This is a genomic window from Myxococcales bacterium (genome assembly GCA_016703425.1).
Taxonomy (GTDB): Bacteria; Myxococcota_A; Polyangia; order Polyangiales; family Polyangiaceae; genus JADJCA01.
Genome location: JADJCA010000022.1, coordinates 82,653 through 94,040, shown reverse-complemented (window position 1 = coordinate 94,040; position 11,388 = coordinate 82,653). Strand labels below are relative to the sequence as shown.

Here is an 11,388-nt window from a genome sequence, read left to right as displayed (position 1 = left end):
TCCCTTCCGACGACGCAATGGTGGCCCGCGCCGCGACCGGTCGTCGCATCGACGCTAGCGGGGCTGGACGACAGGGGCACCGAGAGGCGTGCTTCGAGCGGCGGGTCGAAACACGTCACGCGATCCTGGTCGGCGCGACAGATTCCGTCGGGCGTTTCGGTGCACGCAACCTCTCCGGCGGTCGCGGCGCAACGGTATCCGCAGGCCAGCTTGCCCGATACCGCGGAACAGATCGCCTCCGGCAGGCGCTGCCCTTCTCGCAGCGATGCCAGCAGAGCCGGCGACGGATCCCAACAGCGGAGCGCTCCGTCTCCATGCCGGCAAACGCCCCAAGGCGTGTCTGCACACTGCACTTGGTCGAAGCCCCGGACGCAGTGGTAGCCGCAGGCGGTCTTGCCTGCCGACGTGATGCAGCTCGCCTTGGGGAGCGGTGCCTGACGAGCGAAGCGCGCCGTCCACGCGGCTTTGACGAAAGGTGGCGGATCCCAACACGCGAGCATGTCGGCGGCGGCCGTGCAGACGCCCTCCGGCGTTCGTGCGCAGCGAACCTCGCCGTACGCGGAAATGCAGCCGTATCCGCAGGCACGCTCGCCGCGCCCCGACGTCAGGCATTCGGGCGCCGTCGGGATCTCGGGTGCCGCGCTCGCGCCCCTCGTTGGCACGACGGCGGTCAAGAGAAGGACGGCGAGGCCGGCGGCCGGGCTGAGGGTTCGGAGCAAGGGCATTGGCCAGGTTAAGTAGGCCACGCGCCAATCTATTCCCAGCGCGCGACCGCTCCTCCCTGGTCCCCCGTGTCGGGCTCTGCGGTAAGCGCTAGCGCAACGTAGGCGTTCAGCACTCGACCCCAAGGCGTCGAGTGGTCTCACCGGGGTGTCGCCAGGTACTTCTTCACGGTTCGGCGGTCGAGGTGCGCGCGCCGCGCCACCTCAGCGACGGTGCCGTGCAGCGCATGGAGCTTCCGAAGGTGCCTCGCCAGCGCCGTCGTCGCGTCGGCGCCCTCGCCCGTCGGCGACACGTCTCCGCGATAGCCCCGCGTGAGAAGCACGCGCCGCACGCACTGCTCGAGCTCACGGACGTTGCCCGGCCAGTGATAGTCACGCGGCAGATCCCGCAGGATCGCCTCCTTGACGAGCGCGACGACAGCCGCCGAGTCCTCGCCGACGATGCGTCGAACGATGGTCACGAGGAGCATGTCGAGCTCGCCGGGCTCTTCAGCGAGACGAACGCGCAGGGGAGGGACCTCGATGACGTCCGCGCAGAGGCGATAGTAGAAGTCGTCGCGGAAGCGTCCGCTGCCGCGCAGTTCGTCGAGGGAGCGATTCGTCGCGGCGATAACGCGCCCGCGAAAGTGGCGCGTCTCGCGTGAGCCCACGGGCGAAAACGTGCGCTCCTGGAGCACCCGCAGGAGCTTCACCTGGATCGGCTCGCCGACCTCACCGACCTCGTCGAGGAACACGGCGCCGTAGTGGCTGACGCGCGACAGCGCCCCGTCGTGATCCGCCACGGCACCGGTGAAGGCCCCCCGCTTGTGCCCGAAGAGCTCTGACTCGAGGAGCGCCTCGGTGAACTCGGCCAGGTTGACCGTCGAGAAGACGCTTCCGAAGCTCTCAGCGAAGGCGTCGCGCCTTTCGTCGAAGGGGATGAAGCAGGACCGCCCGAGGGCCGCCGCGGCGGTGCCTTTGCCGGCGCCTGTCTCGCCGAGAAGGAACGTGGAGAAGTCCTCCATCTTCCGCCACATGAAGCGAGCGTAGAGCCTCAGGTCGTGGGTGAAGATGTTGTTCCATAGGGCCTCGCGCAACCGACGCATCGACGGGCTCTGCCCCACGAGGGCGCGCTCGACGAAATAGAAGGCGCGCCGCACCTGGAACGACAAGGCGAGGAGTCGCCCCGCTTCGTCGGCGGCGAAGCCCCTCTGAACAAGCTCTCGCAAGAAGTCATGCGCGAAGGAGAGGCGAACCGGCCGCGGGCCCGCGGCCAGCTGCGCGCGAATATGCTCGTCGAAGGCTCCCGCGAACCGGTGGAAGAGCTCGAACAGCACCGCCAGCTCCAAGAGCTCGCGTTCGTCCGCCGGGTAGCGACGCACGTCAGCCGCGGAGAGTCGCGCCAGGCGCTTCTGCAGCGTGGCCACCAACCGGTCGATGACCTCGTCACGAGCGGCGCGCCGGTCGACACCGACGAGCCGCGCGTCGAGACCGGCGCGCTCCCTGCCGAAGGGGTTGGCTTGGGCCGCCGCGGCGACGCCGGCGAAGAATGCGCGGTCCTCGGCAGATAGCACGCAAGAAATGTACATCCACGCACAGGAAATGTGGACTTGGAGCGCCCGGTTCTTCGATTCCTCGAGAAAATCGGCGGTCGGCGAGCGGTACGAGCCTTGATACCAACGCCGCGCGCTTCCGAGCGAGGCGCGAAAGGACGAACACGATGCCTCCGCAAGAACCTCCGCATTCGGCCGCTTGGATGGCCCAGGTCTGGATCTCCTTCGTCGTGGCGATCGGCACGACCGTGACGGGGATCTTCTATCTACCCGTCGACGCGTGGACGCGCGCCTTCCTCGGCATGGGTGTCACGTTCTCCGTCGGGTCGTGCTTCTCCCTGTCCAAGGCCATTCGCGACGAGCACGAGGCCAAGCGTTTCCTCAGCCGCATCGACGAGGCGAAGGCGGCGCGCATCCTGCGTGACTTCGACCGGGAGGCGGCGTGATGGGCTTCGCGGCCACGTGCGAGCGCGTCGTGACCTCGGGCTTCGACGGCGCATCGGCGGTCGAGCGTGATGGCGCGGTGCGGGAGCTCGTCCTCGGGGCCAGCGTCGCGGGAGCCGCCGCGTGCGTGCAGCCCATTCCGTTGCTCGACACGGTGTTGCTCCTTCCGATTCACGCGACGCTGGTGCAGGCCATTGCGCGCGTGCACGGCTACGAGCTCGACAAGAAGGCCGTCGTCGAGATCTTGGGCACCTTCGGCGTCAGCATCGTGGCGAGGCACGCCATTCGGAGCGCGGTCCGCTTCATCCCCGGGCTTGGCCTCATTGTCGGCGCGTCCATGGGCTACGCGATGACCTATGCCATCGGCGAGGTGGCCGACCACTACTTCCGGTCCGGGCGCGGGATTCCCTCCGCGGAGCTGCGCACGCTCTTCGAGGAGACCTACCGCACGAAGCGCGCCGAGAAGGAGCGCGCCCATGCCGACGATCGGTCCCTCAAGCGAAAACTCGAGCAGCTCAGGGAGGCCTTCGACGCGGGGTTCTTGTCCGGCGACGAGTACGCAAAGATGAAGGAGGAGCTTCTCGCGGGCTTCTAGCCCGGCCTTGGCGTCACCTCGCTCGAGAGCGCGATCCCGTGGGACAGGCCCAGCCGATCGACGGTCGCATGGTTTCCGTAGAACAACGTTCGCCGAAAGATGCCGCGGCGTACGGCGGACATGAGCCAAGGCGCCGACCAGAACAGCGCGCCGAAGAGTGCACGCGACGCCTCCGACGCGATGCGCGAGCGGAACATACCCGCCGCCGCCATGGCCCAGTAGTGGTACGCGTCACCGAGCGGATCGCCGTCAGGCGACTCTTCGGGCCGAAAGGGCGCGACGCTGGCGCCAGCGCGTACGCGCTCGGCGATGCTCATGGGGGCCATCGTCGGGTACGCGCGCGCGTCTCGACCGCGAGCGAGCCATCGCAGGGTCGCGTGAAGGAGCACGACCGCTGAAAAGAGGTCGCCGGTCGCGCCGACGGCGAGGGCGAGCTGCCGGGGAATCGTGAGCGAAGCCGGCGCTCGTTCGCGAACCTCGTTGAGCAGGGCCCCGACCGCTTCTTCGGGGGAGAACTCCCACGGAAACGGTCCGCCGTAGTCGTCAACGAAGCTCGCCAGCGCGGCCGTCAAGCGCGCCGGGACGATGGGGGCGCCATTTGACCACGAGAGCCCTCGGGCACCGGCTCCGCATGACGGCTCGGCCCGCGCGCCGAGTTTTCTGAGCTCTTCGAGCATCGCCGAGGGCACTTGCTCTGTGGAGTCGCACCGACACCTCGAGCGTTCGACTTCCGCTCGATAGGTTCGCCAGCCGGGCATCGCTTCGGAGGATGCGACGGCAGCGAGCGAGCGCGCGAGCATCACGCTGGCGCTGGCGCCGCCAGTCGCCGTGTTCGAGGAGTTGTCTTGGGACAGCGAGGAAGGCAGGCGTGTCGTGCGGAAGCGATTCATGGATGAAGTCAACGCCTTCTGGCCCTATTACCTTTCCCATCATCGCCATCGGGCCAACCGCGCGATGCACGACATCGCCGACATCCTCGTCATCGGTTGGTTCGCGTGCGGCCTCGCGACAAGCAGGCCGCCTCTCGTCGCTGTGGGCGTGGGGCTGGGCTACGCCATCGTCTTTGCCAGCCACTTCCTCATCGAGCACAACACTCCGCTCACGCTCGGCCATCCCTTCCTTGCTGGTGTCTCCAACTGGCGCATGTTCGCGTTGATGGTGGGCGGGCGGCTCGACCGAGAGTTCGAGCGGCATCGACTGGTGCAGTATGGCGACGCGCCGTGGGGGCCCGCGGCCATCCGGTCTCGGGTGCTGCGCGCGACAAAGCGCGTCGTCGGAGGCCGATAGTGCCGCTCCTTCGCCTTGCCTCCGCCGGGCGCGGAGCCCACTACGGCGCGCTCCGCGGGGTCATCGAGTCCTCCCTTCGCCTGGCGTATCGGGGCGACTGGCCCGCGACCCTGTGGTCCCGGTTCCCTTCGTCGTGCCGCGTGGAGTGCGTGAGGCACACTTTGGCCGTCCTTCCGCCTGGTGCGTCAACGCTGCGCGTCGGTTTCATCTCCGACATTCACATCGGCCCGACGACGCCGCCCAAGTTGCTGGATGCCGCGTTTGGGCAGCTCGAACGTGAGAGGCTCGACGTGCTCTTGCTCGGCGGTGACTACGTCTTCCTCGAGGCCACTGCAGCGAAGGCCGAACGGCTCACGTCTCTCGTTCGCCGCGTGCCGGCAGCGCGGAAGTTCGCCGTGCTCGGAAATCATGATCTTTGGACGGATCACTCGCTCATCGAGGACGCGCTCGGTCGTGCGGGCGCGGAGCTCCTCTGCAACGAGAGCGCGCTCCTCGACGCGACCGGCGCGGGCATTGCCATCGTCGGCCTCGACGAACCTTGGACGGGAGCGCTCGACGCGGTTCGCGCTGTGCGCGGTGTCGGCGACGTGCGAGCGGTCATCGTTCTTTGTCACTCGCCAGATGGACTGCCTGACGCCATCGGCGCCGTCGCGGCGCTTCCCGGCGCGCCCGTGGGGCTCTACGTGTGCGGGCACACCCATGGCGGACACGTCGCCACGCCGTGGGGGCCGCTCGTCGTCCCGGGCCGCGTGGGGAAGAAGTTCCCGCACGGGTTTCGTCACGCGCCGCCGCTCCATGTTCACGTCTCACGCGGCGTCGGCGGCATCGAGCTGCCCATTCGGACCTTCGCCGCGCCCGAGGTCGCCGTGTTCGAGCTCGTCGAGCGGCGCCGCTGACTTCATCTCTGCGGGGCGTCGCCGCCGCGCCGGCGTCACGGGCGACAAAACGCCTCGCGACAATCGCGTAGACTCGGGGGCGCCATGACGAAGGCACGTCAACCGCTCGGCGACTCGCACAATTTCGGTCGCCGCGTGACCTTGAGCGAAGACCGCGTGCACAAGCCGCGGACCGTCGTCTGGGAGCGACTCCTCCTCGCCGCCGACAGCCCGCTGCGCGAGCGCCTGCGCGAGGTCGCGGAGGATGGCGGCTTGGGGCGGGACGCCTTCGACTTCTTGCCCGAACTTCGCTTCTTCCCATCGAAAGACGGTATCGGCGGTGAGGTGGAGCGCGTGGCGCTCGACGCGCTGCCCCCGCTGAAGGAAGCGGAGCGTCGCGTTCTGGCCACCGTCGTGGGGCGCACCATCGCCCTGTTCGCGTGGCTCGGTGTGACCGATCTGCATTGGGAGAATCTGGTGCTTGGCAGGGGCCGTCGCGGGCAGCTCGTCTTCGGTCCCCTCGACGTCGAGATGATCCTCGGCGACTTCGGCCTCCCCACGGAGACGAAGCTCTTGCCGGACGCCGACCCCGAGTACGCGACGATCTGTCGCCACGCAGCGGGCGTTCGCCGCGTGCTTCCCTACCTCGGCAAGCCCGTCGGCGCCGCGCTGCTCGTCGAGATGGCGGCAGCCTATCGCGGTACGCTGACGCTCCTTGACCGGCACGCCAAAGCCATCGCCGAGGTCTTTGCGACCCTTCCGGAGCTGGCCGACGCGCCCATCCGCGTGTGTCTCCGCGGCACCGGTGAGTACGTGCAAGCGCGCGCCGCGCCGCCGTGGCCGCCCTTGCTCGACGAGGAGGAGGAGCAGCTCGCGCGCGGCGACATCCCCTACTTCTTCCGACTCTACGGCCGGCCGGGCATTCACTACTACGGCGACGCGTCACTCCGGCGCATGAAGACGCTACCGCTCGAGGGTGACGTGCCACAGCTCGATCCGGTCTTGCCGGTGAAGCGAGGCCTCACGGCCCCTTCGCGACGCTCGCTTCGGGAAGAGGGACTCTTCACGCTCCTCGGCGCCTTCGACCACAAGGGGCCTCGCGGGGGAGCACCAAGGCGACGACGGTCACGATTCGCTTTGGCGCCCGCACGCTCGTCATCACCACGGAGCGCGGCGAGGAGCTCGAATCGCGGCGCAACCTCAAGGCCTTCGTCGGGAGCGTCTACTTGCCCTGTCGCTGCGGCGAAGTGCGCACGGTCTTCGTTCCGCCGGTGACCGCTTGCCGCGCTTCGCGCTAACGGCTCGCTTCGGTGAACGCACCTTCGGGCGTGCAAGGGCCCAAGAGGCGTGGTAACTCGGCGCGGCTTTGGCTGCCTCTTGCGAAACCTGCCGGCGCCCTACCGCGGCCTGCGTGTGCGATCGCATCGTGTCGTTCCCGACGGAGCGCCGGATCCTCATCTTGCAGCATCCGCAAGAGCAGGACGCGCTCCTGGGGTCTGCGCAGATCTTGATGGCGAGCTTGCCCAAGGCCGAGCTCGTCGTGGGCCTGAGCTGGCGCAACTTTGCCCACGCACTCGGTGAAGAAGACGCCGATCCCAAACAGTGGGCCGTGCTCTTTCCCGATCGGGAAGCGAAAGGTGATCAGGTCTCCGGTCGCCGCGGCGTGACGCTCCCGCCCAGCGACATGCGTGGCATCGTCGTGCTCGACGGCACGTGGTCGAAGGCCAAGACTCTGTGGTGGCGCAACCCGTGGCTCTGCAAGCTCAATCGAATGACCTTGAAGCCCAAGAGCCCGTCGATCTACGGCAAGCTTCGGGCCGAGCCTCAGCGCGAGTACGTCTCGACGCTCGAGTCGGTGGCAGCGGCGCTGACGCTCTGCGGCGAGGCGAAGGAGATCGAGGCGGGGCTCACTCGCGTCTTCCGCACGCTCGTGCAGCGAGTGCGCGACGCCGACATCCCCGCCGAGGCGCGTCGCTTGCCGCGCCGAACGCGCCCGCCCCGGACGCGTCCCGCATCGGGCGAAGGAGGCGGCGTGCCGCTAGCCGATGAGCAGGAGCGCGACGGCGACGCAGTAGAGACCGAATCCCGAGACGAAGAGCGCGAGCGCCGCCGATAGGTAGCGCGACTTCTTGTTTCGGACCGACAGCGCCAGCTCTAGCGTCTCGAGTGGCTGGCCCTGGATCTCCTGCGTCAGCCATCGGAGGCGCAAGACGCCCCAAACGGCCACCGCCGCGGCGAGGAGCACGGTGAAGAGACCCGAGACGATGCACCCACGGGCCAAGAGGCTCGTCTGCGCGATGGCCTTGCCAGAGAAGCCGGTCACCGTGATGACGATGCCGCTCAAGGACAACATCACCTGCGTTCGGAGTACCAAGACGCCGAGCTGCCCTTGAACCATCTCGAAGGCGCGCAGCGCCGAGCCTTCGCAGAGGTCCAGAATGGCGCGGGCTTCGGTCGCTTCGCTGGTCACGGAACCGTCGTAGCACGGCTCGGCGGCGGCGTTGGCGAGGCCGTGGCTAGGACCGCCGCGGCCTTGGCAAAGAGCGTCGCGGCGACCTCGTGCCGCTTCGCTTGCTGCGCCGCCAAGCCCGCCGCCTTGTAGAGCTGAGCGACGAGCTTCGCCGTCGGCATCACGAGCATGTCCGACGTCTCGTACCAGCCCGTGCCCCTCGAGAAGGCGACGAAGCCGAAGTGTTTGCCGTCGGGCGATACGTCGACGCGCGCCAACGCGGCCGGCGTGATGCTGAACGCCGCGCGGTAGTCCGCCAGCGCGGCGGCACGCTCGCCGGGCGACAGGCCCTTTGCAAAGTTCGGCGTCTTGCGCGACATCGGGTGCGGGCCGAGGGTCAACGAGAACGGAAATACGGGCGCCTCGCCCATGATCTTCGCGCCAAAGCGGAGCGTCGTCGTTCCCGCCGCCCCGTCGTTGACGGTCTCCGTGGCGAAGACGATGTCGTCATAGGGGAAGGGGCCTCGCAAGGCTCGCGTCGGCGGCACGGGACCTTCGTCGAACTGCGCCTCCAGAAATGCGTTCGCCGCGACCTCCGCCGCCGTCGCCTTGTAGTCGGGCTCACCGCGGTGCTCGTCGGCGGTGTTCTTCACGGTGGTCTTGCCTGTCGCGAGCTCAACGAAGCGGCAACGCGAGCCGCACGGATCGCATGGGGAATGACAATGGCCAAAATGGCGGCCGTCTTTCGTCAGGCCAAGGGCGCGCATCCTGATCTCAAAGCCCTCCGGCACGCACGCGATCTCGCGGAGCGGCGGCGGCGCCGCCGACGGCTCGCACCGCGCTTCCGCGGATTCATGGCGACCGGCGTCAAAGCGAGGGCCACTCGTCGGCCCCGCATCGACCGACGTAGCCAGTGCCGCCGTGGCGACCAACGGCGCGCTGGCGTCGCTCGTCGAGGCCGGCGCCGTCGTGGCGCTCGGTGCGCGGCAGGCGAAGGTTAACGTGTAAAGTGCAATTGTTGGCGCGCGGCGCAAGGCGCGGTTGTTCATCGCCCTCGCGCCCAGGCGACGTAGCGCGGGTCCTTGGCAAGATCGGCGACGTCGCGGAAGTTCGGCTCTTCGCGGAGGATGCGCTCCACCAACAGCCACGCGTCGTCTTGGCGCCCGAGCTTGAGGAGGACGCGCGCTTTGGTGTCGAGGATGTGGTGGTCTTGGCCGTTCCGCAGGCAAGCGACGCCGCGGTCGATGAGCTCGAGGGCGCGCGCCAGATCGGCCGGGGTGGCTTTCGCGTTCGACTGCAGCTCCCAGGCGATGAAGTTCGTGGCGTAGCGAACCACCTCCCGCTGGAACTCGCCTTCATCGGTGAAGTGGAAGATCTGCCACACCGGCGGCACGAGCCGAAGGCACGCCTCCGCCTCCAGCAGCCCTTCGCGGCGCCACTTCTCGCGGTCGCTCTTTGAGCCGTCCGAGCCGTGGCCACGCTTTCCGTCGATCCACATGCGGCCATAGTGAGCGTAGAGCTCCATGTAGGCGCTCTCGGCGGTGCCCTTCTTGAAGAGGCGGAGCGCCGCCGCGTACGTCTTCTTCGCCGCGTCGTACTTCTGCTGCGAGCGCTGCGAGTTTCCCTTCTGAATGAGCGCGTTGGCCGCCGCGAGCGACTTGTGCTCCTTCTTCTTCGCCTCGGCGCTATCGGGGACCCTCTGGTTGCGGAAGTCGATGCGCGCGTTCGGGAAGGCCTTGGCGATGCGCTCTCGCTGCTTCGTGCCCAGCGCGTTGTAGCTGAGCTTGAGGTCTCGGATAGCCGGGAGAGCGAAGAACTCGTCGGGGAGCGCCGTAAGGCCGTCGAACTCGAGGTCGAGAACCTTGAGGGCCTTCATGCGGCCGATGCCTTCGAGAACGGCCGCGGGCAACGGGCCGCGTTGAGCCTTCTCGCCCCATCGATCGACGGCGAGCTCTTCGAGCTTGGGCAGGGTCATCGCAAAGATCGGCCTGAGGCGCTCGTGTGGCGGTACCGGCACGCCGGTGTGTCCCGTGTTGCCGCTGAGCTTGAGGACGCGCAGCGCCTTCAGCTTCGACAAGTTGGGCAGCGGACCTTCGAGCATGCCGAGGGCGTTGTGAAGGTCGAGGACCTCGAGTCGCGTCAGCTTCGTGAGCGACGCGGGCACCTTCGGAAAGAAGTTGCAGGAGACGTCGAGCGAGACGAGGTTTGGGAAGGTCGTGACGAACTCGGGGAATCGGCGGAGGTACGCCCAGCTCCCGCCCGACATGGCGATCGCCTCGAGGCTTGGCAGGCCCTCCATCGCTTTGGGAATCGCGAGGTTGGTGTGATCGGCCACCAGCCTCTTGAGGCGCTTGAGCTTGCTCGCCGTGGCGGGCAGGGCATAGACCGTCAGCTCCGGCAGCCGCTCGTCCTCCTTGCCGTCGGGAACCTGCGAAAGCTCGGAGACATCGAGCTCCTCGAGGTTCGACAAGTCGCCGAGGGTCTTGGGCAACACGATGGGCGTCGAGCCTCGCTTGCCGTAGGGCATGTTGCCGGCGACGCGCAAGACGCGGAGCTTCTTGAGCTTGCCGATCTCGGCGGGCAAGCTCGCAAGCTCGCAGTCGACGAGGGACAGGTGTTCGAGCTCCGTGAGCCCTCCGATTTCTTTGGGCACGCTGCCGATGGCGTTCTTGTCCAGGACGAGCTTCTTGAGCCACGGCATCTTCAGCACGTTGCTCGGGAAGGCCTTGAGCTTCTTGTCGCTCATGTCGAGCTCGTAGACCTTGTCGTCCAAGGCCTTCGCCACGTCGGCCAGCGCCTTCTCGCCGGCCGTCATGGCGCCTGCCACAAGGACCGGTTTGCCCTTCCGCAGCGCCGCCAGAAACTTGGGGACGTCGACCTCACTTCCGTCCTCGCTCAGGACGTCGCGCACGAATGACTGGCCGATGTTCTCGCTCGTGAAGTCGTAGTCGTCGTCGTCGCCGTAGTTGTCGATCCACTTGGCGCCCTTCTGCTTTGGGACGCGAAGGTCGTGGTTCGAGTTGATGACGAAGGGCGCGTCGACGTCGCCGGTGTCGAGGATGCCGTCGTTGTAGTAGCCGTAGACGAAGTGCTTGAAGGAGCCGGTCCCGATGGCGATCTCACAGTCGCCACCTTCGAGCGTCTCGGCCGTCGTATGGCCGGAAACCCAGAGGCCGGGAGTGCTCTCGTAGAGAGCGATACGGCCGGTCACGTCGAGGTCACCCGTCACGGCAAGAATGTCGAACTCGGCCTTCGTCGTCTTGGCGAGGGCCGCGAGGAGATCGCCGTTCAAGGTTAGGTCTCCGTCGACGAAGAGCACCGTCTGGTAGCCGCCCTCAAAGGCTGCCGAGAGAGCCCCATCGACGCGCGCGTCGGCCTCCGAAAACGAGAGCAGCTCGGCCTTGGCCGCGGTGTTTTTGGTCTTGGTCGTCGACTTGGAGGCGCGCTTGCTCGGCATGGGCGCCGAGTCTATCGGTTCGCGCTT

Annotated in this window: 12 protein-coding genes; 6 read left to right on the top strand and 6 right to left on the bottom strand. The window is 67.7% G+C overall.

The features are described 5' to 3' along the window. Both IPG50_31490 and IPG50_31485 read right to left on the bottom strand, forming a co-directional pair. Window positions 1–725: hypothetical protein (locus tag IPG50_31490; protein MBK6696680.1), on the bottom strand; the 725-nt coding region annotated here is incomplete at its 3' end. Between the two features lie 137 nt (window positions 726–862). Beyond that, window positions 863–2,290: a sigma-54-dependent Fis family transcriptional regulator gene (locus IPG50_31485; protein ID MBK6696679.1), complete on the bottom strand. Its 1,428-nt coding sequence runs from the start codon at window positions 2,288–2,290 to the stop codon at window positions 863–865. Between the two features lie 131 nt (window positions 2,291–2,421). Between IPG50_31485 and IPG50_31480 the strand changes: the two genes are divergently transcribed. Then, window positions 2,422–2,700: a hypothetical protein gene (locus tag IPG50_31480; protein MBK6696678.1), complete on the top strand. Its 279-nt coding sequence runs from the start codon at window positions 2,422–2,424 to the stop codon at window positions 2,698–2,700. Continuing rightward, window positions 2,697–3,293, top strand: a complete 597-nt coding sequence (locus tag IPG50_31475) for a hypothetical protein (GenBank protein MBK6696677.1) — start codon at window positions 2,697–2,699, stop codon at window positions 3,291–3,293. The genes IPG50_31480 and IPG50_31475 overlap by 4 nt, the downstream gene beginning before the upstream one ends. Here IPG50_31475 and IPG50_31470 read toward each other — a convergent pair. Continuing rightward, window positions 3,290–4,183: a hypothetical protein gene (locus tag IPG50_31470; GenBank protein MBK6696676.1), complete on the bottom strand. Its 894-nt coding sequence runs from the start codon at window positions 4,181–4,183 to the stop codon at window positions 3,290–3,292. The two genes, IPG50_31475 and IPG50_31470, sit on opposite strands and share 4 nt — an antisense overlap. Between IPG50_31470 and IPG50_31465 the strand changes: the two genes are divergently transcribed. The 4 genes from IPG50_31465 to IPG50_31450 all read left to right on the top strand — a co-directional run bounded on the left by IPG50_31465 (window position 4,182) and on the right by IPG50_31450 (window position 7,571). Beyond that, window positions 4,182–4,580, top strand: a complete 399-nt coding sequence (locus IPG50_31465) for a DUF962 domain-containing protein (protein ID MBK6696675.1) — start codon at window positions 4,182–4,184, stop codon at window positions 4,578–4,580. The genes IPG50_31470 and IPG50_31465 overlap by 2 nt on opposite strands. 161 nt (window positions 4,581–4,741) lie before the next feature. Continuing rightward, window positions 4,742–5,476, top strand: a complete 735-nt coding sequence (locus IPG50_31460; GenBank protein ID MBK6696674.1) for a metallophosphoesterase family protein — start codon at window positions 4,742–4,744, stop codon at window positions 5,474–5,476. Between the two features lie 84 nt (window positions 5,477–5,560). After that, a complete protein-coding gene (locus IPG50_31455; GenBank protein ID MBK6696673.1) occupies window positions 5,561–6,730 on the top strand; it encodes a hypothetical protein in 1,170 nt (389 codons plus the stop codon). A gap of 136 nt (window positions 6,731–6,866) precedes the next feature. Beyond that, on the top strand, window positions 6,867–7,571 hold the full coding sequence (locus IPG50_31450; protein ID MBK6696672.1) for a DTW domain-containing protein: 705 nt from the start codon (window positions 6,867–6,869) through the stop codon (window positions 7,569–7,571). On the opposite strand, the gene IPG50_31445 is transcribed toward IPG50_31450, so the two are convergent. Genes IPG50_31445 through IPG50_31435 form a run of 3 tightly spaced genes read right to left on the bottom strand, consistent with a single transcriptional unit; the run spans window position 7,494 to window position 11,361 of the window. Beyond that, window positions 7,494–7,925 (bottom strand): hypothetical protein, encoded by a 432-nt coding sequence (locus IPG50_31445; GenBank protein ID MBK6696671.1) that lies wholly within the window; start codon window positions 7,923–7,925, stop codon window positions 7,494–7,496. The genes IPG50_31450 and IPG50_31445 overlap by 78 nt on opposite strands. After that, window positions 7,922–8,953 carry a hypothetical protein gene (locus IPG50_31440; GenBank protein MBK6696670.1) on the bottom strand — a complete coding sequence of 344 codons (1,032 nt, stop codon included), beginning with the start codon at window positions 8,951–8,953 and terminating at the stop codon, window positions 7,922–7,924. Before IPG50_31440 ends, IPG50_31445 begins: the two co-directional genes overlap by 4 nt. After that, on the bottom strand, window positions 8,950–11,361 hold the full coding sequence (locus tag IPG50_31435; protein ID MBK6696669.1) for a hypothetical protein: 2,412 nt from the start codon (window positions 11,359–11,361) through the stop codon (window positions 8,950–8,952). Before IPG50_31435 ends, IPG50_31440 begins: the two co-directional genes overlap by 4 nt. Window positions 11,362–11,388 lie beyond the last annotated feature (27 nt).

Bases quoted from the DNA above. Each gene is read 5' to 3' on its own strand.
- IPG50_31485 (MBK6696679.1), bottom strand. From the start codon at position 2,290: ATGTACATTTCTTGCGTGCTATCTGCCGAGGACCGCGCATTCTTCGCC.
- IPG50_31480 (MBK6696678.1), top strand. From the start codon at position 2,422: ATGCCTCCGCAAGAACCTCCGCATTCGGCCGCTTGGATGGCCCAGGTC.
- IPG50_31465 (MBK6696675.1), top strand. From the start codon at position 4,182: ATGGATGAAGTCAACGCCTTCTGGCCCTATTACCTTTCCCATCATCGC.
- IPG50_31470 (MBK6696676.1), bottom strand. From the start codon at position 4,183: ATGAATCGCTTCCGCACGACACGCCTGCCTTCCTCGCTGTCCCAAGAC.
- IPG50_31455 (MBK6696673.1), top strand. From the start codon at position 5,561: ATGACGAAGGCACGTCAACCGCTCGGCGACTCGCACAATTTCGGTCGC.
- IPG50_31440 (MBK6696670.1), bottom strand. From the start codon at position 8,953: ATGAACAACCGCGCCTTGCGCCGCGCGCCAACAATTGCACTTTACACG.
- IPG50_31435 (MBK6696669.1), bottom strand. From the start codon at position 11,361: ATGCCGAGCAAGCGCGCCTCCAAGTCGACGACCAAGACCAAAAACACC.